Genomic DNA, 22,100 nt, shown 5'->3' with positions numbered 1-22,100 from the left:
CGATGAGCACCGATCCCACCCACCAGGTCGCCGGTGACGACCTCGTCGTCTCGGCCCGCGGCGTCACGAAGGAATTCGGCGCCACCACCGCGCTGTCCGGCGTCGATCTCGACGTGCGCCGCAGTGAACTCGTCGTCCTTCTCGGCTTGTCCGGCTCGGGGAAGTCGACCTTCCTACGCTGCTTGAACGGCCTGCACTCCGTCACCGAGGGTCGCATCGAGGTCTCCGGGACACGCGTCGACCTCGCGTCGCGACGCGAACTGCGGTCGCTGCGCAAGGACGTCGGCTTCGTCTTCCAGCAGTTCAACCTCGTCGGACGACTGAGTTGCCTCGAGAACGTGCTCATCGGGGGACTCGGCAGACTGTCGTTGCCCCGCTATGGAGCGCTCACCTACCCGAAGGCTATGCGTGCCGAGGCACGGGAACATCTCGACCGGGTCGGGCTCGCCGATCTGGCGGACCGTCGTGCCGACACGCTTTCGGGCGGTCAGCAGCAGCGTGTGGCGATCGCGCGGACCCTGATGCAACGACCGGCCGTCCTGCTCGCCGACGAACCCGTCGCCTCCCTCGACCCGGAGAACGCCGGCGTGGTCATGGACCTGCTGTTCCGCGTGTGCATGGAGGACAAGCTCACGGTCGTGTGCACGCTGCATCAGGTGGACCTCGCGCTCGGCTGGGCGCACCGCATCGTCGGGCTGCGGGACGGTCGCAAGGTGCTCGACCGACCCGCCGTCGGACTCTCCCGCGACGAGGCCATGGAGATCTACCAGCGCGTCGAACCCCTCTCCGACCCGCTCGGAGCACGGTCGGCATGAGCATCCTCGCCCCGCCCAGCACGGAGACGAGGTCTCACGACACCGGTCGTGACCGTCGGCGGACGATCGCCGCCGGATGGGCCGTCGTCGCGATCGCAGTGACCGCCTCGGCCGCGTACATCGATTTCGCTCCCACGACCTTGTTCGACGGGCTCGATTCGATGGCCGGCCTGATCGAGCGCATGCTTCCGCCGCGGCTCGACGACCCCGGTCGCATCGGTGTGCTCGCTCTCGAGACGCTGCTCATGGCGGTGCTCGGCACCGTTCTCGCGGCGGTCGCGTCGATACCGCTCGCGTTCCTCGCCGCACGAAACACGACGCCGCATCCCGTGCTGTATCGCGGGTCCCGCACGGTCATCACGTTCTGTCGCGCCATGCCCGACCTGCTGTTCGCGGTCCTGTTCGTCCGCGCACTCGGAATCGGCGTCCTGCCCGGTATTCTGGCGCTGGCGCTCCACTCGATCGGCATGCTCGGAAAGTTGTTCGCCGATGCGATCGAGCAGACCGACGCCGGCCCGCGCGAAGCCGTGCGCAGCACCGGAGTCGGATATGTCCGGGAAATGATCAATGCGGTTCTGCCGCAGGTTGTTCCGGCCTGGACCGCCAACTTCGTCTACCGGATCGATATCAACCTCCGAACCTCCGTCGTCCTCGGCTTCGTCGGAGCCGGCGGAATCGGGTTCGCGCTGCAGGACGCACTGCGCGGACTGGTCTATCCGCGTGCACTCGGAATCGTCTGTGTGATCCTGGTGATCATCGCGGCGATGGAGGTCGTCGCCATCCTCGTCCGGCGCGCCCTGCTCACTCCGTCCGTGAACGGTCCGGGCCGAGAACGCCTCTCGCGCATCGTCTTCTCGGTTACCGTCGCCGGAGCAACTCTGTTCGCTCTGGTCGCTCTTCGCATCGATCCGCGTGATCTGTTCACGTGGATCGGACCGTCCCTCGAGGTATTCACACGGCTCGTGCCACCGGACTTCACCGCGGTGGGATGGGATCTGGCCGACGCGGTGGTGCAGACCCTCGCGATCGGCGCGGTCGCCACCGCTGTCGGGGCGGTGTTCTCACTGCCGTTCGGGATCCTCGCGGCGAGCAACGTGTCGCCGCATCCCACCGTGTATGCGGCCGCACGTGCCGTCGTCCTCGTCGTCCGGGCGATCCCCGAGCTGATCCTCGCGGTGATATTCGTGGCCGCGATCGGACTCGGGCCGGTCGCCGGGGCATGTGCACTCGCGATCGGGTCCGTCGGATTCCTCGGCAAACTCGTCGCCGACGCGGTCGAAGAGATCGATCTCGGCCCGCTCGACGCGGTCCGCGCGGTCGGCGGCGGCTGGTGGAAGACCCTCTTCGCGGCCGTGATTCCGCAGGTGATCCCGTCGGTCGTCGGATCGACGCTGTACCTGCTCGACGTCAACATCCGCACCTCGACCGTCCTCGGCGTCGTCGGTGCGGGAGGTGTGGGATTCCTTCTCTTCGAAGCGGTCCGGACGCTGAACTTCGAATTCGCAGGCGCGATCGTCGTCATCGTGTTCGTCGTCGTGTACGTCATCGAAAGGATGTCGGGATGGATCCGCTCGAAGGTCGTGTGAGTCGCACGGCGGTGTGGACCGGGACGGGCATCGAGTTGCGGAAGGTGCCGATACCGGCCCTCGGTTACCGCGAACTACTCGTGCGTGTCCGCCTGGCCACAGTGTGTGGGAGCGACCTGCACACCGTGTCCGGGCGCCGCTCCGGTCCGGCGCCGTCGGTGCTCGGACACGAAGGGGTAGGGGAGGTCGTCGCGGCCGGTCCGCATGCCTCCGTGGCCGCGGGGGAGCGGATCGTGTGGAGCGTGACGTGCGCGTGCCACGATTGCGACCGGTGTCGATCCGGACGCACGGCCAAGTGCAGGTCGGTGACCAAGGTCGGCCACGAACCGTTCACCGGATCGTGGCCGCTGTCGGGCACCTACTCCGAGTACATCGTGCTGCCGGCGGGCGCGACGACCGTGCCCGTCCCGGCCGCGCTGCCCGACGTCGTCGCGGCACCCGCGTCGTGCGCGACGGCAACGGCCGCCGCGGTGGTCGAGGCGGCCGGTGAGCTCGCCGGTCGCCGGGTCGTGGTGTGCGGGGCCGGGTTGCTCGGTATCGCGGCCGTGGCCATGTCCGCCGAGGCCGGTGCCGACGTGACGATCGTGGACATCGACCCGCAGCGCGCGGCCCGTGCCGAACGGTTCGGCGCGGTTCTCGACGACGGCGGTCCCGTCGACATCGCCCTCGACTTCTCGGGTTCGGCGGAGGCGATCGCGTCGCTCGTGCCGCGCCTGGACGTGGGAGGCCGCCTCGTGCTCGCGGGCTCGGTGGCGCCCGGCCCCGCCGTTCCCGTCGATCCCGAGACGATCGTGCGCCGATGGCTCATGGTCACCGGCGTCCACAACTACGAGCCCGGACATCTACGCTCGGCAGTGGATTTCCTGACCCGCACCGTCGCCACCTATCCGTGGGACGAACTCGTCGAAGACCCGGTTCCGCTCGACGAGGTCGAGAACGTGCTGCGTCCCGGACCGGCGCTGCGCACGGCGGTGGCGCCCTAGCGCCCGCGGGTGCGTTCGGTTCGGTCACGGACACCGATCGCTTCGGTCCTTACCGCCGAGGGTCGCGCGCTTCTAACGTGGGGGAGGTTGGGCACGGCGGCCCTTTGCCGGGCCGTGGGTGCCGTCGCTCCGCAAGCACGGGAAGGAACCTGCGCACTGTGACCACCGAGGCATTCATCTATGAAGCCATCCGAACACCACGCGGCCGAGGCAAGAAGACGGGCTCGCTGCACTCCGTCAAGCCGATCTCCCTGGTTACGGGCCTGATCGACGAGCTGCGTGTTCGCTTCCCCGATCTCGACGAGAACCGCATCTCCGACCTGATCCTCGGTGTCGTCGGCCCCGTCGGCGATCAGGGTGCCGACATCGCCCGCACCGCTGTCACCGTCGCGAACCTGCCGGTCACCACCGGCGGCGTCCAGATCAACCGCTTCTGCGCGTCGGGCCTCGAGGCCGTCAACATGGCTGCGCAGAAGGTCCGCTCGGGCTGGGACGAGCTCGTCCTCGCCGGCGGTGTCGAGTCCATGTCGCGCGTTCCCATGGGCTCCGACGGTGGCGCGTGGATGCTCGATCCCGCCACCAACTACGACAGCTACCTGGTGCCGCAGGGCATCTCGGCCGACCTCATCGCGACCATCGAGGGCTTCACCCGCGAGGACGTCGACGCCTACGCCCTGCGTTCGCAGCAGCTCGCCGCGGCAGCCTGGTCGGGCGGCTACTTCTCCAAGTCGGTCGTGCCGGTCAAGGACCAGAACGGTCTGACCATCCTCGATCACGACGAGCACATGCGCCCCGACTCCACCCTCGAGGGCCTCGCCAAGCTCGCTCCGTCGTTCGCGGGTGTCGGCGAGATGGGCGGCTTCGACGCCGTCGCGCTGCAGAAGTACCACTTCGTGGAGAAGATCGACCACGTCCACCACGGTGGCAACAGCTCCGGCATCGTCGACGGTGCCGCGCTGGTACTCGTCGGATCCGAGCAGGCCGGCAAGGACCTCGGCCTGACCCCGCGCGCCCGCGTCGTCGCCACGGCCACCTCCGGTGCCGATTCGACCATCATGCTCACCGGTCCCACGCCGGCCGCGCACAAGGTTCTCGCGGCAGCGGGTCTGACGGTCGACGACATCGACCTGTTCGAGATCAACGAGGCGTTCGCCTCCGTCGTCCTGAAGTTCCAGAAGGACCTGAACATCCCGGACGAGAAGCTCAACGTCAACGGCGGCGCCATCGCGATGGGCCACCCGCTCGGCGCCACCGGCGCCATGATCACCGGCACCATGATCGACGAGCTCGAGCGCCGCGGAGCCAAGCGCGCCCTCGTCACCCTGTGCATCGGTGGCGGCATGGGTGTGGCCACCATCATCGAGCGCGTCTGACACCGGAAGGAATTCGAAAAACAGTGAGCGACAACATGATTTCCTGGGAGAAGGACGCCGACGGCATCGTCGTGCTGACCCTCGACGACCCCAACCAGGGCGCCAACACGATGAACGAGCTGTACAAGGCGTCGATGAAGGCCACCGTCGACCGCCTGTACGAGGAGCAGGACTCCATCACCGGTGTGGTGATCACCTCCGCGAAGAAGACCTTCTTCGCCGGCGGCGACCTGCGCAACCTCATCGCGATCGGACCCGACGACGCGCAGGCCGCGTTCGACGAGGTCCAGGGCATCAAGGCCGACCTGCGTCGCCTCGAGACCCTCGGTAAGCCCGTCGTCGCCGCCATCAACGGTGCGGCTCTCGGTGGCGGTCTCGAGATCGCGCTCGCGACGCATCACCGCATCGCGGCCGACGTCAAGGGCATCCAGATCGGCCTGCCCGAGGCCAGCCTCGGCCTGCTGCCCGGTGGTGGCGGCGTCACCCGCACCGTGCGCCTGCTCGGCATCCAGACCGCGCTGCTCTCGGTTCTGCTGCAGGGCAACAAGTACAACGCCGTCAAGGCCAAGGAGATCGGCCTGATCCACGACGTCGTGGGCAGCATCGAGGAGCTCGTCCCGGCCGCCAAGGCATGGATCAAGGCCAATCCCGAGGGCGGCGTCCAGCCGTGGGATGTCAAGGGCTACAAGATCCCCGGTGGCACCCCCTCCAGCCCTGCCTTCGCCGCGAACCTCCCGGCCTTCCCCGCGAACCTGCGCAAGCAGATCAAGGGCGCCCCGATGCCGGCTCCGCGCGCGATCATGGCCGCCGCCGTCGAGGGCTCGCAGGTCGATTTCGACAACGCCTCGACCATCGAGTCGCGGTACTTCGTCGAGCTCGCCACCGGCCAGGTTGCGAAGAACATGATCCAGGCGTTCTTCTTCGACATGCAGTCCATCAACTCGGGCGCCTCGCGTCCGAAGGACGTGCCGAAGCGTGAGATCAAGAAGGTCGGTGTTCTCGGTGCAGGCATGATGGGCGCCGGCATCGCGTACGTCTCCGCCCGTGCCGGTTTCGAGGTCGTCCTCAAGGACGTCACCCTCGAGGCAGCAGAGCGCGGCAAGAACTACTCGGAGAAGATCGAGGCCAAGGCTCTCTCGCGCGGCAAGACGACCGAGGAGAAGTCGAAGGCTCTGCTCGATCGCATCACGCCGACCGCCGACGCCGCCGATTTCGCGGGTGTCGACTTCGTCATCGAGGCCGTCTTCGAGAACACCGAGCTCAAGCACAAGGTGTTCCAGGAGATCGAGGACATCGTCGATCCCGACGCGCTGCTCGGCTCGAACACCTCGACGCTGCCGATCACCGGTCTCGCGACCGGCGTCAAGCGCCCCGAGGACTTCATCGGTATCCACTTCTTCTCGCCGGTCGACAAGATGCCGCTGGTCGAGATCATCAAGGGTGAGAAGACCTCCGACGAGGCCCTGGCCCGCGTGTTCGACTACACGCTCGCGATCCGCAAGACCCCGATCGTCGTCAACGACAGTCGCGGCTTCTTCACCTCGCGCGTGATCGGCACCTTCGTGAACGAGGCCATCGCCATGCTCGGCGAGGGCATCGAGCCCGCGACGATCGAGCAGGCCGGTTCGCAGGCGGGCTACCCGGCTCCGCCGCTGCAGCTGACCGACGAGCTGAACATGAAGCTCATGCAGAAGATCGCGAAGGAGACCGAGGAGGCCGCCAAGCAGGGCGACACCAAGCTCGGCGCCACGCGGCATCCCGCGCTCGACGTCGTCGACTGGATGATCGAGCAGGGCCGTCCGGGCCGCCTCGAGAAGGCCGGTTTCTACGAGTACGACGAGAACGGCAAGCGCCAGGGCATCTGGCAGGGCGTGCGCGATCACTACAAGACCGAAGCGACGCTCGATGTGCCGCTGCAGGATCTGATCGACCGCATGCTGTTCGCCGAGGCGATCGAGACCCAGAAGTGCTTCGACGAGGGTGTTCTCGAAACCACCGCCGACGCAAACATCGGCTCGATCCTCGGTATCGGCTTCCCGGCCTGGACCGGTGGTGTCGCACAGTTCATCACCGGTTACAAGGGTGGCAAGGAAGGCTTCGTCAAGCGCGCCGAGGAACTCGCCGCCAAGTACGGCGAGCGCTTCACCCCGCCGGCCAGCCTGCGCAGCTGACGCTGCCCGTGCGTGGTTCTGGTAGTAGCCACTACCAGAACCACGCACGAGTTATCCACAGGAAGGGCTCTCGACCTCTGGTCGGGGGCCCTTTCCCTGTAGGTGTTGCGGCATCATCACCGCATGGGGGAGGCACAGGGGCACGACCTGCAGCATTTGTTCGACACGCGTTCGGGACTGGTAACCCAGACCCATCTGAGTCGTCTCGGAGTCGGCCGCGGGCAGGTGCGACATCTCCTCGACACCGGGCGCTGGCAACGCGTGCTCCAAGGTGTCTATGCGGTGTCCAGTGGGCCGCTCACACGCACGATGATGCTCGAGGCCGCACTTCTCTACGGCGGCGACGCAGCAATACTCATCGTCCATCCGGGCGTCGTCGTGCACCGCTCACGTGCCTACGCGCATATCGCTGTCCATCGAAACCCGCCCCGAACGACGAAGGCGGACACCGCACTCGATCTCGCGACCGCCGAGAACACTGCCCGCGACGCATACACGTCACTGATCGGGTCGGTGACGAACGGCAACATCCGGCTGATCGACGTCCGGCGACGCCTGGAGGAGCGCCCCCCATACCGGTATCGACGGGCGCTGGCCGATGCAGTCGCACTGCTGGCGGACGGTGTGCAGTCGGTACTCGAATACCGCTACGCCGTCGACGTCGAGAAGGCGCACGGTCTTCCCTCCGCGCTGCGTCAGGGACCTGTGACGGTCGACGGACGCACCCTGTACGGGGACTGCATGTACGACTCGAGTGGATACGCGCTCACCGTCAGGCTCGACGGGCGCCGGGTGCACTCCATGCGGGAGGTCGCGTTCCGGGATCGCCGCCGTGACAATGCGGCAGAACTGGCCGGGAGGGCGCGGCTCGTATTCGGATACGAGGAGGTCGTGCGGTCGCCGTGTGCGGTGGCGGGGGAGGTGGCCACGGTACTGACGCGATTGGGGTGGGTGCGTGAGAAGGGCGCCTGCGGCGCTTGTGCGCGGTTTTGGTAGCGGGAACTACCAAAACCGCGCACGGGCAGCGAAGTTGCCTAGGCGACCCACCAGGGCCGCAGCGGCACCTGCGGCTTCTTGTCGTCGTCCAGCTTGACCGCGAGCACCTGGTGCAGCTGCACCACGTTGCGTTCGAAGCCGAGGCGCGAGCCGGCCATGTACAGCCCCCACAGACGAGCCGTGCCCTCACCGACCTCGGCGACGCAGGCATCCCAGTGCTTCTCGAGGTACTCGCACCAGCCCTTCAGCGTCAGGGCGTAGTGCTCGCGGAGGTTCTCCTCGTGCATCACCTCGAAGCCGACGTTCTGCGCCTCGGTGATGATGCGCCCCGAGCCGGTGAGCTCCCCGTCGGGGAAGACGTACCGGTCGATGAAACCGCCGGCCTTGGCCCGGGTGTTGTTGGTCGGCCGGGTGATGCAGTGGTTGAGCAGCAGACCCCCGGCACGCAGCTTGTCGTGGAGGAACCGGAAGTACGCCGGGTAGTTGGCGACCCCGATGTGCTCGGTCAGGCCGATCGACGAGATCGCGTCGAACCCGCCCTCGGGCACGTCGCGGTAGTCGGAGTGCCGGACCTCGGCCAGGTCGCTCAGGCCCTCCTCGACGATGGCCTTCTGCGCCCACTCGGCCTGTTCCCTGGAGAGCGTCACACCGAGCGCCTTCACGCCGCGCCGCGCGGCGTACCGCACCATGCCGCCCCAGCCGCAACCGATGTCGAGCAGACGGTCGCCGGGCTTCAGGCGCAGCTTCTCGAAGACCAGGCGGTACTTGTTCTCCTGGGCGTCCTCGAGGCTCTGGTTCTCGGATTCGAAGACGGCGCAGGTGTACGTCATCGACGGGCCGAGCACGTACTCGTAGAACTCGTTCGACACGTCGTAGTGATGGTGGATGACTTCGGCGTCGCGTGCCTTCGAGTGCCGAAGACCCTCGGCGATCCGGCGCCAGCGCGGCAGGTGCTCCTGCGGCGGCGGCGCGATCGGCTTGAGCAGTTCGGTTCCGAGCGACCGGGCGATCTGTGCGAGGACGCGGGCCGGGGGGCGCTCGAAGTGCAGGTCGCCGAGCGAGGCGAGCAACTCGTAGGGGTTGCCGGGGTGTACCCCCTTCGCCTCGAGATCGCCCGAGATGTACGCCCGGGCCATGCCCAGATCGCCCGGGGCCGTAGCGATGTACGTCGCGCCCTTGGGGGATGCGAGGTGCAGACCGTAGGGGGAGTTCTCCGGGCCCGCTGCGGAGCCGTCGTAGGCCGTGAAGCGCAGCGGCATGTCGCCGCCGGTCACGATCTCGACGATCTGGGCGAGAGCCAGCTTGTCCTCGATGGGTCGATCGTTCTCGGCCTTGAAAATGGTCACTTTCGTTGCACCGCCTTCGAGAAGAGGTCCAGTAGACGGGACCGAGGGTCGTATTTCTGCTTGAGGGCGGGGTATTCGCCACCGCCGTAATAGAGTTTCTCGAACTCGTCCTTCGAGTAGTAGGAATCCGAGTAGAGCGATTTGTGCCCGTCGAGTTCGGCGACCTTCTTCTCGATCAACCGGTTGGCGGCGCCTTCCTCGGCGCCGGGCACGATGGGAACGGACGACCAGAACCCGACGTTCACATAGGCGCGCTTCGGCTCGAGTGGGTACAGCGGCCACGGACGCTGGGCGTCCGAGGCGCTCGAACGCCGGCCCTCCGGAGACGACTCGATGTCGCGCAATTTCAAGGGGCACAACCAGATCGGTTCGATGGGAATCTCGTCGAGGAACCACTCGACGAACTCCCGGGTGCGTTCGAGCGGAACCTCGATGTCCTGCACGACGCGCTCGCGGGGCGGGTTGCCCTTACGTGCCTCGATCCGGTCGGCCACCGAGTACTTGTGATCGAGGGCGATGAGCTTCCAGTAGAAGCTGCTGCGCAGCAACCGCTTCGGCCACAGGCGGCGGATCTTCGGGTCCTGGGCGCCGAACGCGCGTGAGCACCAGAACCAGTCGGTGTCCCACCGCCACAGATAGTCGCGGATCGTGAGCCGATCCTCCTTGGGGCGGTTGACGGAGACGTGCTGGATCGACCGGTAGTAGATGTCCTGCCCGGTGTAATCGCTGACGGAGCCCGGTTCGTCGGTCTGCGTGCCGAGCGTCAGGTAGCTCTCGGCTGCGGAGAAGACGACACCGTCGAGGTAGTCGACCGGCGTGCCGTCCCAGGTGCGCTCGTCGACGATCCTTGCGAGGACGGACTGCAGGTCGGCGATCGTGTCGAATCGCAGGTGCCGCAGCGCTACGTACCGCTTCACCGGTTCGAGTTCGATGCGCAGGCGCGTCGCGTACCCGAGGGAACCGTAGGAGTTGGGGAAGCCGTGGAACAGATCGGCGGTCTCGCCCTCGGGGCGGGCGGTGACTATCTCGCCGGACCCGGTGAGGATGTCCATCTCGAGCACCGACTCGTGGGGGAGACCGTTCCGGAAGGACGTCGACTCGATGCCGAGTCCGGTGACGGCGCCGCCGAGCGTGATGGTCTTCAACTGCGGGACGACCAGCGGGGCGAGACCGTAGGGCAGGGTCGCGTCGACGAGATCCTCGTAGGTGCACATTCCGGCGACGTCGGCGGTGCGGGCCTGCGGGTCGACCGAGATGACCCCGCCGAGACCGGAGACGTCGAGTCCGGGGGCGTTCACCGCGGCGCGAGCGCGAAACAGGTTCGACGTCTTCTTGGCGAGTCGCACGGGCGCGTCGGCCGGTATCGCGCGGTACGAGCGCAGCAGACGCTCGACACCGTGCCGGTGTACCGCCTCCCCGTACGGGACCTTCACACCTGACGATCTCGGCATCTGCATTCGACTCCTCGGAGCGGCGCATCAGTGGCACGTCCACAATAGACCCGGCGGTCGCATCCGTCCCGAAAGGCGGAAGGCAGGATGGGTGCAGTCGTCACAGGCACATTCGAGCCCGCAAGTAACAGAAGGAGTCGTTCATGGCACAGGTCAGCGCAAGCAGTTCGATCCAGTTGGCGGCCGCTCCCGAGGCGGTACTGACCGCACTCGCCGACTACGAGACCGTCCGTCCGCGCATCCTCACCGAGCACTACCGCGACTACCGCGTGATCTCCGGTGGCCGCGGCGACGGCACGGTCGTGCACTGGATCCTCCAGGCCACGGAGAAGCGGCAGCGTGACGTGCAGGCCACCGTGTCGGTGAAGGGCAGTACCGTCACGGAGACCGACGCGAACTCCACGCTCGAGACGACCTACAGCGTCGTACCGAACGGGACGGGTTCGACGGTCGTCGTGCTCACGCAGTGGAAGGGTGCCGGAGGGGTCAAGGGCTTCTTCGAGAAGACGTTCGCGCCGCTCGGCCTGCGGAAGATCCAGCAGCAGGTGCTCGAGAACCTGAAGAAGGAAGTCGACTGACCTCGGTTTCGTCGATCTCGGCGTCCGTGCCGACCACGATGCGCCGCGACTAGGCTGGCGTACACACTTCAGAAAGGACGTGCCGTGCAACCCGGTGGTGGAATGCCCGACATGCAGCAACTCCTCGCCCAGGCCCAGCAGATGCAGCAACAGCTCGTCGCTGCGCAGAACGAGATGGCGCAGGCGGAGGTCACCGGCCAGGCCGGCGGTGGTCTCGTCACGGCGACGGTGAAGGGCACGGGCGAGGTCGTGTCCGTGAAGATCGACCCGAAGGTCGTCGATCCCGACGACGTCGAGACCCTGCAGGATCTCGTGGTCGGTGCGATCGCGGATGCCTCGGCGAAGGCCCAGGACATCGCGGCCGAAAAGCTCGGCCCGCTCGCGGGTGGGCTCGGCGGCGGAATCCCCGGCCTGCCCGGTTTCTAGAGGTCGGCGTTGTACGAAGGACCGGTACAGGACCTCATCGACGAGCTGGGCAAGCTTCCGGGCGTCGGCCCGAAGAGTGCCCAGCGCATCGCGTTCCATCTGCTCTCGGTCGAGCCGCCCGAGATCGACCGCCTGCAGGCGGCGCTGCAGCGGATCCGCGACGGTGTGCAGTTCTGCGAGGTCTGTGGCACCGTCTCGGACCAGCAGCGGTGCCGCATCTGCTCCGATCCTCGTCGCGACCGCACGGTGATCTGTGTGGTCGAGGAACCCAAGGACGTGCAGGCGATCGAGCGCACCCGCGAGTTCCGGGGGCGCTATCACGTGCTCGGCGGTGCCCTCGACCCGCTCAACGGTGTGGGCCCCGACCAACTGCACATCCGCGAACTGCTCACCCGGATCGGTAACCAGGAGGACGGTGTCGACGTCTCCGAGGTGATCATCGCGACCGACCCCAACACCGAGGGCGAGGCGACCGCCACCTATCTGGTGCGGATGCTCCGCGACTTCCCGGGCCTGAGCGTGACACGCCTGGCCTCGGGTCTGCCGATGGGCGGCGATCTCGAGTTCGCGGACGAGCTGACCCTGGGACGAGCGTTGTCGGGGAGGCGGGCGATGTGACCGTGCGCAGCACGGAGGCATCGCACCGAGGGGAGCCCGAGAAGCGTCGCCGAACTTCCGACGAGACGAGGAAGTTGATCATCGACGCGGCCGGCAAGGCGTTCGCGACGCGCCCCTACCGCGACATCACCCTCAAGGACATCGCGGAGGAAGCGGGTGTCAGCGCACCGCTGATCATCAAGTACTTCGGTTCGAAGGAGCAGTTGTACGAAGAGCTCGTCGACTTCCAGTACGGCGCGCAGGTGTTGTTCGACGGTCCGCTCGAGAGTCTGGGCGAGCGGATGGTGGCGATGCTCGCTCGCCCGCTCGAGCCCTACAAGCCGTTGTCGATGAACATTCTGTTCATGAGTGGGGGTAGCGAGGAGAGTAATCGCATGCTCCGCGACAACTACTCCGCGCAGATGATCGACGCGCTCGCCGCGCGTCTTCCGGGGCCGGATGCCCGTCTCCGGGCCGAGCTGGCGATGTCGGCGGTGATGGGGTTGGCGATCATGCGTCGTCGGATGATGCAGGAACGCGCGACCGGCAGAGTCGAGGATGTGGTGGCGCTGTACGCGCCGCTGGTGCAGCGACTGCTCGACGGAGACGGTTCTTAGCCACTGAAATGACTTTGGTCACTCCCCTTGAGGGTAAATGGCCGTTCACCTAATGTGGTGAACGGCTATTTACCTATTCGGTGAGGAGGGCGTCGATGTCGATCTCGCTCCCTCTGCGCCTGCACGTACCGGGTAGGTCCGCCTCCGCTCCGACGCGCTCGGCGTCGGGAGCTACGGAGAAGAAGCGACGCGACCTGGGGCACCTCGTCTTCCCGGTCCTCGCGGTGGGAGCCGTCTTCCAGGCCATCATGCAGACCGTCATGGTGCCGCTCCTGCCGAGCATGCCGGGCTTCACCGGCGCCGGACCCACCGCGGTGTCGTGGCTGGTGACGAGCACACTGCTGGTCGGTGCGGTGATGACGCCCATCTTCGGCCGTCTCGCCGACATGATCGGCAAGAAGCGGATGCTGCTCATCGCATTCGCACTCATGACCCTCGGCTCGCTGGTCTGCGCGCTGACCTCCGACATCGGATTGCTCATCCTCGCCCGCGGACTGCAGGGCGCCGGTGCGGCCGTACTGCCCATCGGCATGGCGATCCTCCGGGAGGTCCTGCCCCGCGATCGGGTGGAGCGCTCGATCGCGATGCTCAGTTCGACCCTCGGTATCGGTACCGCGGTCGGCATCCCGTTCGCAGCCGCCATCGTCCAGTTCGCCGACTGGCACCTGCTCTTCTGGATCACCGCCGCCATCGGGGCCGGTGTGGCCCTCGCGGCGTGGATCGTCATCCCGGAGTCGAGCAGCCGCACCGGTGGTCGTTTCGACGCGGTAGGTGCCGCCGGCCTGTCCGCCGCCCTGGTGTGCCTGCTCGTGCCCATCACCCAGGGCAGCACATGGGGCTGGACGAGTCCTGCAGTGCTGCTCTCGTTCGCCGCGGCGGTGCTGCTGTTCGTGCTCTGGGGCGTGCAACAATTGCGCAACCGCAACCCGCTCGTCGACCTCCGCGTCTCGGCCCGCCGCTCCGTCCTCGCACCGCACCTGTCGGCGCTGCTCGTCGGGTTCGCCTTCTACGGCAACACCCTCATCACCACCCAGTTGCTGCAGGCGTCGTCCGCGCACGGGGCCGGATACGACCTGACCATCCTCCAGGCCGCGGCGTGCCAGCTCGCGGCGAGCTTCGCGATGATGATCTTCGCGATCGTGGCCTCCCGGATCACCGAGCGCTTCGGACCCAAGATCACGATCATGACGGGAGCGGTCTTCCTGCTCGCCGGTTACAGCGTCCACGCGGTGCCCGGCAAACCGCTGTGGGTCGTGGTGGTCGCCATCTTCGTCGCGGCCATCGGCACGTCGCTGGTGTACTGCACGCTTCCGGTACTCCTGCTCGGCGCGGTGCCCCTGTCGCAGAACGCGGCGGCGAACGGCGTCAACGTCCTGCTCCGCACCGTGGGCAGCACCGTGTGCAGCGCGGTGGTCGCGTCGGTGCTCGCGGCCCACACCCTCGGTGGTGGGCTCGGCATCGGCACCGCGGGCTTCGTGATCGCGTATCTCGTGTGCGCCGGATGCGCCGTGATCGTCTTCGTCTCGGGCTTCGCGCTCCCGTCGAAGCAGGTCCTGCGTCCGGTCACGAGCTGAACCACCCGGGCTTCCCCGACGACAGTTACGGCCCCGCATTCCGGTTGTGAAACCGGAATGCGGGGCCGACCCTCCTGTCCCCCAGGTATCTGCGTGGTCGATGCGCCACGCTCTGCGTATGGCGGGTGTCAGTGCTCCACGCCGAGATCGCTCGGACGGTAACCGAGGGGGTAACCGGGGTACGTCCGATTCGTTGCATTCCCCGCCGACAGCGATACGCGTCGTTTCGGCAGTCGCCGCACGAACGCCGACCGTGCCCGCAGTGCCCCCTCGACGATCTCCGTCAGCTGCGGCGAGCTCTTCGGGAAACCGAACGCCGCCGCCATGCGGTCGTCGATCAGGGCGAAGACGACCTTCTCGATGCCCTTGTGCAGCACCGTCGGGTACCACGACTGGAACAGTCGCAGCGTGTAGGTGCCGATGGCGTGGTTGTCGTCACTGTAGGTGAACTTCTCGCGTTCGTATTCGAGCTTGAACCGGTGGAACTCCTGGAACGACTCCGGGATGTCCTTGATACCCATCCGGATGCCCACCTGGCGGTAGAAGTAGAACGACGCCAGACGCTCCTTCGGATGCAGACGACGCCACCCGTAGCGGTCGATCCAATCGAGCGGGTCGTACACGAAGGTCGACAGCACGTACAGCATGTCGTCGTTGTCGATCGAGTACTTGCCGTGCATCCGGTTGATGGTGCGCAGCGACTCGCGACCGCGCTCGGCGTCGTAGCCGTGCTCGACCAGCTCGGCCATGAGCAGTGCGGTGTCGTCGTACCGCTTCTGCGGGCGCTTCTCGAACTCACCGGTGCGCGCGAGCAACTCCGAGACGGTCGGGACGCAGTACGTCCGGAACAGCGCGAACTCCAGCGAGCGCTGGTAGTCCCACGGGAACTCGTAGCCGGCGGTGATACGCACGATGTCCTGATGCTGGGTGACCGGGTCGAGCCCTTCGATGACCTTCAGCCATCCCATCCGCCCGCGCTTCGGGTGCGGATCCCTGTTCGGGGGCGGGAACGTACCGGCCTTCTCGATACGTGCCTCGGGTGCCGCGACGACGGCCGGCTTGCGACTGCGGGTACGCGGGGGAGTGGTCGTCATCGGCTCACCTTCCGTGCATGAACTTGAGCATCGCCTGCGAAATCTTCAGGTCGCGCTCCGGGCGCTCGAGGCTCATGAGCTTGAGCGGCGAGCTGAACTTCGCCACCGTGACGGACTTGGGACGGCTGAACTCGCGCAGACCGTCGGCGCCGTGGATGCGGCCGAAGCCCGACTCGCCGATGCCGCCGAAGGGCAGCGACGCGATGGCGGCGAAACCGAGCACCGAGTTGACCGACACCATGCCGTTGCGCAGGCGCTCGGCGAGCTGACGGCCCTTCTTCTTGTTGCGCGTGAAGATCGACGCCCCGAGCCCGTAGTTCGTGCCGTTGGCGCGCTCGACGGCCTCGTCGAGGTCGCGGACCTTGTTGACGACGACCGTCGGGCCGAAGGTCTCCTCGCACACCGCGGCCGAGGTCTCGGGCACGTCGGTGAGTATGACGGGTTCGACGATGCGTTCCTGCACCGACTCGAGTCCACCGAGGACGGCCTTGCCGCCGGACGACAGGGCGTCCTCGATGTGGCTGCGGACGATGTCGACCTGGCGGGGAAGCGTCATGGGGCCGTAGGTCGAGTTCTCGTCGCCGCCCGGCTTCGCGCGCTCGACGGTGGCGGTGAGCTTGTCGAGGAACTCGCGGTAGACAGGCTCCTCGACGTAGATGCGCTCGACGCCCGCGCAGGTCTGGCCGGCGTTGCCGAAGGCACCGAACGCTGCGAACTCGACGGCCTCGTCGATGTTCGCGTCGGCCGCGACGATCATCGCGTCCTTGCCGCCGCACTCGGCGACGAGCGGGGTGAGCGACTCGGCGCACACCGCCATGACCTTGCGCGCGGTGGGGCCGGAGCCGGTGAACGCGACCTTGTCGACACCCGAACGCACGAGCGCCGAACCCGTCTCACCGAGGCCGGTGATCACCTGGAAGACGGGCTGAGTGGGAGCGATCGAGTTCCACTTGTCCTCGAGCCACTTCGCGACGCCCGGGGTGAGCTCGCTCGGCTTGAACACGACGGCGTTGCCGGCGGCCAGCGAGTAGGCGATCGAACCCATGGGCGTGTACACCGGGTAGTTCCACGGACCGATCACGCCGATGACGCCGAGCGGCTTGTACTCGAGGGTCGCGGCCTGGTTGAAGCTGGCGACACCCGAGGGCACCTTACGTGGCTTGAGGACCTTCTTCGCGTTCTTGGCCGCCCAATCGAGGTGCTCGACAGCGAGCATCACCTCGAGGAAGGCATCGCCGAAGGGCTTGCCGGTCTCCTTCGAGACCACCGAGGCGAGCGACGTCGCGTCGGACGCGATGGCCTTCTTGAACTCGAGGAGCCAGTCGCGACGGCCGCGGAAGCCCTGCGCCTCCCACCAGCGGGCGGCGACGCGGGCGCGCTCGACGGCCACACCCACGGCGGCTTCATCGGCGACGGGATACTCGGCGATCACCTCGCCGTCCCGGGGATCGAGGCTGGCGAAGGTGTCGGTGTTCGCCGTCGTGGATGCCGTGTCCGAGGCGGTCTTTGCCTTCTTCGGACTGGTGAGGTTCTGGGTCATGTTCGACACTTCCTGGTGGACCACATCACATATATTTGATGTGATAGCTGTAGTGGACATCACATTAGGCGTTCGCGGGCCAATTGGACAACCCCCGTGCGCAGTTGTCCGGATTCCTACAGGAGACACGATGGCGGCACCGACACGCAGCCCCGGGATCGCGACGGATCGCGCTGCGGCATCCCGACGTTCGGAGGGGCCCATGCGGCGCCGTCCGCAGCTTTCCGACGAGGTGGCCGGCCATCTCCGCGGATCGATCATGTCGGGCGCCCTGCGTCCGGGCGATTTCATCCGGCTCGACGAGACTGCGGTCGAACTCGGCGTGAGCGTCACTCCCGTCCGGGAGGCGTTGCTGACGCTGCGCGGTGAGGGGATGGTCGAGTCCGCGCCGAATCGTGGGTACCGGGTCTCGCCGCTCACCCGCGGCGATATCGACGACATCTTCTGGTTGCAGGGGCAGATCGCCGTCGAGCTCGCCCTCCGGGCGGTCGACCGTGCCACGCCGGCCGATCTCGAACGTCTGACCGAGCTGAACGAGCGACTGCGCATGCTCGTCGTCCTTCCGGACGGGGTGACACCCGACATCGAACGGATCGCCGACGCGGAGTTCGACTTCCATCGGGAACTCAATCGCATCGCCGACAGTCCGAAGCTCGCATGGTTCCTCAACACCGCCGCGCGCACGATTCCGTATCGCCTCTACGCGCGGGACGCCGAGTGGGGCACGCTCGCCGTCCGATCGCACATCAAACTGATCGAGGCGTTCACCGCGCAGGACCACAGCGAGGTGATCACGCAAACGCTCGTGCAGTTCGAGGATGCGGCCGCGCGTCTGGTCGCGCACCGCGAGCGAGCAGGGGTCGATTCGCCTACCGGATAGGCACTTGCCTATCTGAGTACGGGTGTGCACAATTTGTATGACAGTGCTGCACCCGTACTTTCACCATCAGGAGACCTCCGATGACGACCCACGCCGAAGAGCGCGTCCCCGCCGTCACCACCGAAGAACCGGTGACGACCCCTGCTCCGCTCCCGGCGGGCTCCGTCGATCTGGCCGACTTCGTCGGTGAGTCGATGCTCCTGCTCGGAGCCGGAGCGACGGTCCTCCTGCAGCTGGCCTCGCGCGGCGTCGGGCACGGCGTCGCCGACCACAGCAGCACCCTGCAGCGGCCTCTCGACCGACTGCGCACCACGATGACCTACGTCTACGCGGTCACCCTCGGGACTCCCGAGGAGAAGAAGCAGATCGTGCGGATGGTCAACAAGGCGCACGTCCCGGTGCGTTCGGAGACCTACAACGCCTTCGATCCCGAACTCCAGTTGTGGGTCGCCGCAACGCTGTATCGCAACGGCGTCGACATGTACCAGCGGATGTTCGGCCCTCTCACCGAGGCCGACATCGAACGCATCTACCGCCAGTCCGCGGTCTACGGCACGGCCCTGCAGGTCAGGGACGACATGTGGCCGAAGACGCGGGAGGAGTTCGACAAGTACTGGGACGAGATGATCGCGACCTTCGAGGTCGACGTGAAGGTGCGTTCATTCACCCGGAATCTGCTCACCGGTGGCGACGCCCCGCTGCCCGTCCGCGCGCTCATGCCGCTGCAGCGCTTCATGACGATCGGGCTGCTCCCGCAGCGCATGCGCGACGAATTCGCCCTGCCGTGGAGTCCGCGCGACCAGCGTCGGTTCGATCTGTTCTGGAAGGTGGTCCCGCCGATCTATCGTGCGGTGCCCAAGCCGATCCGTCAGCTCTCGGCCACCTACTACCTGAACGACATGCGTCGCCGGATGAAGGCGCACGGACACGTCATCTGAGATCCTCGCCGAGAACGGAAATGGCCGGGCACGCGTCCGGCCACTTCCGTTCCTGCCCGACGAGATCGATCAGACGGCGGTGTCGCGCTCGAGGCCGAACCAGTAGTGCTCACCGTCGTCGAACACGAGCGAGCCCTTGCCGTTCATCACTCCGATGACCGTGTCGTCGTCGACCTTCTTGAAATGGTCGAAGACCGGCATGCCGTCGTAGACCATCGTCGCCGTCACCTCACCGCGGAACACGATCTCCCACAGGCTCGCTTCGCCCCGGCCGGTCTTCGTGTCGGAGAACAACTGCCCGTCCTCGTCGTAGCACACCAGCGGCTGGACCTCGGACGCCGACGCGAACGTCTTTCCGTACCAGCGCGACGTGCCGAGCAACGTGTGGGTGCGGTGCCCGGTGTCGAAACTGAAGCCCTTCCACCGGTATCCGACGAGATCGTCGATACCTGCCGGAGTGAGATGCTCCCACAGCGCATCGAGTTCGCGAGGATCGATGCGGTCGGTACGGGCGCGCAGTTCCCCGAGTCGCTGGACGACGTTCATGTGTTCCCCTGGATGTCGAAGGTGAGTACTGCCTTGACGACCTCGCCGGATGTGACGGCGGCGAGCGCGTCGTCGAGTTTCGTGAAATCGAAGGTCTGCACGAGTTCGTCGACGGGGAAGCGTCCGTCGCGCCACAGTGCGGCCAGTTCGGGAAGGAACCGGTGGGGGTCGGCGTCACCCTCGATGACTCCGGTCAGGGTGCGCCCGGACAGCAGGTGGGTCTGGTCGATCGAGACGGGATTGCGGCCGGCGCGCAATCCGAGCGTGGCGCAGACACCGGGACTGGTGAGGGACGACAGTGCCTGCCGGATCACGGATTCGGTGCCCACGGACTCCACCGCGTAATCGGCACCACCGCCGGTGAGGCGACGGAGGTGACGCCCGAGGTCGTCGTGGTCGGCAGAGGAGAGCGCCTCGGTGGCGCCGAGTCTGCGCGCCAGATCGTGCCGACGGGGATTGGGATCGACTCCGATGATGGTGCCGCACTTGGCGATACGTGCGGCCATGACCGCGGCCATGCCGACGGCGCCGAGGCCGAAGACGACGATCGACGAGCCGGATTCGGGACGCAGCACGCGCAGTACCGTTCCGGCGCCGGTCGCGAGACCGCAACCCAGCGGGCCGGCGAGCGCCACCGGAACGTCGGCCGGCAGGCGCACGGCATTGCGTTCGGTGGCCACGACGAGCGCAGAGAACGAGGACTGCCCGAACCAGTTGCCGTGGACCGGGGTGTCGTCGGCGTCGCGGAGCACGGTAGTGCCGTCGCCGCGCACACCGCCGTAGTTGAGCGGGGCGAACCGTGCGCAGTAGGCGTGTCGTCCTCGTGCGCAGTTGCGGCACGTGCGGCACGAGTCGAATCCGAGGACTACCGGGTCGCCGACCGCGAGACCGGTGATCGCCGACCCCACTTCGACGACGACTCCTGCTCCTTCGTGGCCCAATACGACGGGCGTCGGGACGGGGACGCCTCCCGCAGCGGCGGTGAGATCGGTGTGGCAGATGCCGACCCCGTGGATCCTTACGAGCACTTCGTCGTCGCGCAGTTCGGGCACGGTGACGGTTTCGAGTCGCAGCGGCGCACCGTACTCGCGGAGTACCGCCGCGGTCGCGGTGCGGATCATCGTGCCGCCTCCGGCGAGCCGGTGTTCTCGAGAGTCGCCTCCGGCGAACCGGTGCTTCCGAGGAGCACCGAGAGCATCAGCTGCTGCACCCGGCGCTGCCGGGACGGGGTGGGCCGGAAATGCACGAGGCTGCCGGTGTCGAGCACGAGGTTGAGCGCAGCATGTACGAGGAAACGGCATTCGACTGCGGGCAACTCGGGACGGAGCTCGCCGACCAGCCGGGCCCACTCCTCGATGTTGAGCCGCTGGATGTTCCGCAGGTCGCTGCGGTGGTGCGCCGGAAGATTGCCGACCTCGGCGAAATACACCGACATCAGTTCGCTCTGCTCGAACGACATCCGGACGTACACCTCGGTGAGGACCTCGAGGGCCTGCGCGGGTGTCGTCGAGTCGGCGAGCGCCTCGCCGATGATCATGGCGACACGATCACCGGCCCGGTGGAAGGCGGCCGCGAGCAGATCGGCCTTGCTTGCGAAGTGCCGGTAGACACCGGACGCATTGATGCCGGCCGCCGCTCCGATCTCCTCGATGCTCACCTCGTGGTAGCCCCGGGCGTCGAAGAGCAGCACGGCCTCCTGCAGGAGGACCTCGCGCTTGTTCGCCACGGACAGTCCGCGGGACTCGGGCGCCGGTGCCGGCTCGTCCACGTCGGGTACCGGTTCGGTGGCCGCGACCGCAGTGCACGAGTCGAGCAGCAGCTGCTGCAGACGCCGGGTGGACAGCGGGACGCGGTGGGTGGTGATCGAGCCGATGACGCTGAGCATCGCCGTGCTGAGAAGCACGTAGTCGTCGTCGGTGAGATCGGGGCGCAGGCGCGCGATCGTCCGGGCGAGGTGGCGGTTGAGCGCTCGCATCTTCGAGAGGATCTCGCTGCGGTCCTCACCGGTGAGGTACCGGCGTTCCCAGCGGTACAACCCACCCGTCCGACGATTCTCGATCGTGGTGCGGATGAGCGCGAGAAGTTTGCGCTCGAGTTCCTCGGCGGCGTCGAGTACGGCGCCGTTCGCCCCGCCCTCCTCGTCGAACTCCGCGAGAGCTGCCTCGAGGGCGTCGGCGAGCGTGACCACGGCGTGGTGGAACAAGGCGTACTTGTTCGGGAAATGCCGGTACAGGGCTGGGCCGGAGATGCCCACAGCAGTGGCGATCTCGTCGATGCTCACCCCGTGATAGCCGCGTTCGCTGAACGCCTCGGCCGCGACGGTGGCGATCTGTGCCTTGCGGTTCTTCGGCCGGCGCCGCACGGTGGGGGTCGGGGTGTCGGCCTTCGCGGCTGTGCGTGCCCCGACCTGCGCTTGTTCGGGCACCCTGCCTCCTCGTCGTGGATCCTGTTTCCGGCCGCGATGTCGCGGCGAACGTTCGTCGGCCTCAAAGGTAACAGCCACACCCCCTGCATAGGAACACTACTTTCTGGTAAGAATCTCCAAAACTGCAGTACAGAACGTATTGACAAACCAGCACTCAGCCCGCA

Annotated in this window: 20 protein-coding genes; 13 read left to right on the top strand and 7 right to left on the bottom strand. The window is 67.0% G+C overall.

Annotated features, from left to right (window positions below; translation table 11 throughout):
- Positions 1 to 2: 2 nt before the first annotated feature.
- The 6 genes from phnC to GON09_RS16065 all read left to right on the top strand — a co-directional run bounded on the left by phnC (position 3) and on the right by GON09_RS16065 (position 7,924).
- Positions 3 to 815, top strand: coding sequence for a phosphonate ABC transporter ATP-binding protein (gene phnC, locus GON09_RS16090; protein ID WP_213932656.1), 813 nt, complete (start codon positions 3 to 5; stop codon positions 813 to 815).
- Positions 812 to 2,401: a phosphonate ABC transporter, permease protein PhnE gene (gene phnE / locus GON09_RS16085; protein WP_213932655.1), complete on the top strand. Its 1,590-nt coding sequence runs from the start codon at positions 812 to 814 to the stop codon at positions 2,399 to 2,401. Before phnC ends, phnE begins: the two co-directional genes overlap by 4 nt.
- The gene (locus tag GON09_RS16080; RefSeq protein ID WP_213932654.1) at positions 2,377 to 3,384 is read left to right on the top strand and encodes a zinc-binding dehydrogenase; all 1,008 of its coding nucleotides are present in this window, start codon (positions 2,377 to 2,379) and stop codon (positions 3,382 to 3,384) included. Before phnE ends, GON09_RS16080 begins: the two co-directional genes overlap by 25 nt.
- A 158-nt stretch (positions 3,385 to 3,542) precedes the next feature.
- The gene (locus GON09_RS16075) at positions 3,543 to 4,757 is read left to right on the top strand and encodes an acetyl-CoA C-acetyltransferase (protein WP_213932653.1); all 1,215 of its coding nucleotides are present in this window, start codon (positions 3,543 to 3,545) and stop codon (positions 4,755 to 4,757) included.
- 23 nt (positions 4,758 to 4,780) lie between these two features.
- Complete coding sequence (locus GON09_RS16070) at positions 4,781 to 6,928, top strand: 3-hydroxyacyl-CoA dehydrogenase NAD-binding domain-containing protein (protein ID WP_213932652.1); 2,148 nt, start codon at positions 4,781 to 4,783, stop codon at positions 6,926 to 6,928.
- 123 nt (positions 6,929 to 7,051) lie between these two features.
- Positions 7,052 to 7,924 (top strand): type IV toxin-antitoxin system AbiEi family antitoxin domain-containing protein, encoded by an 873-nt coding sequence (locus GON09_RS16065; RefSeq protein ID WP_213932651.1) that lies wholly within the window; start codon positions 7,052 to 7,054, stop codon positions 7,922 to 7,924.
- Positions 7,925 to 7,962: 38 nt separating this feature from the next.
- On the opposite strand, the gene GON09_RS16060 is transcribed toward GON09_RS16065, so the two are convergent.
- The gene (locus tag GON09_RS16060) at positions 7,963 to 9,270 is read right to left on the bottom strand and encodes a class I SAM-dependent methyltransferase (protein ID WP_213932650.1); all 1,308 of its coding nucleotides are present in this window, start codon (positions 9,268 to 9,270) and stop codon (positions 7,963 to 7,965) included.
- Complete coding sequence (locus GON09_RS16055) at positions 9,267 to 10,727, bottom strand: FAD-binding oxidoreductase (RefSeq protein WP_213932649.1); 1,461 nt, start codon at positions 10,725 to 10,727, stop codon at positions 9,267 to 9,269. Before GON09_RS16055 ends, GON09_RS16060 begins: the two co-directional genes overlap by 4 nt.
- Before the next feature lie 137 nt (positions 10,728 to 10,864).
- Here GON09_RS16055 and GON09_RS16050 point away from each other — a divergent pair, with 137 nt between their 5' ends.
- The 5 genes from GON09_RS16050 (at position 10,865) to GON09_RS16030 (ending at position 14,513) form a co-directional block, all read left to right on the top strand.
- Positions 10,865 to 11,299, top strand: coding sequence for an SRPBCC family protein (locus GON09_RS16050; protein ID WP_213932648.1), 435 nt, complete (start codon positions 10,865 to 10,867; stop codon positions 11,297 to 11,299).
- Positions 11,300 to 11,401: 102 nt separating this feature from the next.
- Complete coding sequence (locus tag GON09_RS16045; protein WP_016931828.1) at positions 11,402 to 11,725, top strand: YbaB/EbfC family nucleoid-associated protein; 324 nt, start codon at positions 11,402 to 11,404, stop codon at positions 11,723 to 11,725.
- Positions 11,726 to 11,734: 9 nt separating this feature from the next.
- A complete protein-coding gene (recR, locus tag GON09_RS16040) occupies positions 11,735 to 12,343 on the top strand; it encodes a recombination mediator RecR (protein ID WP_016693177.1) in 609 nt (202 codons plus the stop codon).
- A complete protein-coding gene (locus tag GON09_RS16035) occupies positions 12,340 to 12,939 on the top strand; it encodes a TetR/AcrR family transcriptional regulator (protein ID WP_064061163.1) in 600 nt (199 codons plus the stop codon). Before recR ends, GON09_RS16035 begins: the two co-directional genes overlap by 4 nt.
- Before the next feature lie 95 nt (positions 12,940 to 13,034).
- Entirely contained in the window at positions 13,035 to 14,513 is a 1,479-nt protein-coding gene (locus tag GON09_RS16030) for an MFS transporter (protein ID WP_213932647.1), read from the top strand.
- A 128-nt stretch (positions 14,514 to 14,641) separates the two neighbouring features.
- Here GON09_RS16030 and GON09_RS16025 read toward each other — a convergent pair whose 3' ends face one another.
- Positions 14,642 to 15,607 (bottom strand): oxygenase MpaB family protein, encoded by a 966-nt coding sequence (locus tag GON09_RS16025; RefSeq protein WP_213932646.1) that lies wholly within the window; start codon positions 15,605 to 15,607, stop codon positions 14,642 to 14,644.
- Between the two features lie 4 nt (positions 15,608 to 15,611).
- Entirely contained in the window at positions 15,612 to 17,147 is a 1,536-nt protein-coding gene (locus GON09_RS16020) for an aldehyde dehydrogenase family protein (protein WP_213932645.1), read from the bottom strand.
- A gap of 130 nt (positions 17,148 to 17,277) precedes the next feature.
- On the opposite strand from GON09_RS16020, the gene GON09_RS16015 reads away from it, so the two are divergent.
- Positions 17,278 to 18,027 (top strand): GntR family transcriptional regulator, encoded by a 750-nt coding sequence (locus GON09_RS16015; protein WP_374195332.1) that lies wholly within the window; start codon positions 17,278 to 17,280, stop codon positions 18,025 to 18,027.
- 80 nt (positions 18,028 to 18,107) lie between these two features.
- Positions 18,108 to 18,965, top strand: a complete 858-nt coding sequence (locus GON09_RS16010) for an oxygenase MpaB family protein (protein ID WP_213932644.1) — start codon at positions 18,108 to 18,110, stop codon at positions 18,963 to 18,965.
- 69 nt (positions 18,966 to 19,034) lie between these two features.
- Here the strand turns inward: GON09_RS16010 and GON09_RS16005 are convergent, their stop codons facing one another.
- Genes GON09_RS16005 through GON09_RS15995 form a run of 3 tightly spaced genes read right to left on the bottom strand, consistent with a single transcriptional unit; the run spans position 19,035 to position 21,936 of the window.
- Positions 19,035 to 19,511, bottom strand: a complete 477-nt coding sequence (locus GON09_RS16005) for a DUF4334 domain-containing protein (RefSeq protein WP_213932643.1) — start codon at positions 19,509 to 19,511, stop codon at positions 19,035 to 19,037.
- On the bottom strand, positions 19,508 to 20,632 hold the full coding sequence (locus GON09_RS16000; RefSeq protein ID WP_213932642.1) for an NAD(P)-dependent alcohol dehydrogenase: 1,125 nt from the start codon (positions 20,630 to 20,632) through the stop codon (positions 19,508 to 19,510). Before GON09_RS16000 ends, GON09_RS16005 begins: the two co-directional genes overlap by 4 nt.
- Positions 20,629 to 21,936 (bottom strand): TetR/AcrR family transcriptional regulator, encoded by a 1,308-nt coding sequence (locus GON09_RS15995; RefSeq protein WP_213932641.1) that lies wholly within the window; start codon positions 21,934 to 21,936, stop codon positions 20,629 to 20,631. The genes GON09_RS16000 and GON09_RS15995 overlap by 4 nt, the downstream gene beginning before the upstream one ends.
- Between the last annotated feature and the right edge of the window lie 164 nt (positions 21,937 to 22,100).

It is taken from the genome of Rhodococcus sp. B50 (assembly GCF_013602415.1).
Classification (GTDB): Bacteria; Actinomycetota; Actinomycetes; order Mycobacteriales; family Mycobacteriaceae; genus Rhodococcus.
The sequence above is the reverse complement of the archived record's forward strand: the minus strand, read 5'-3'. Positions and strand labels throughout refer to the sequence as shown.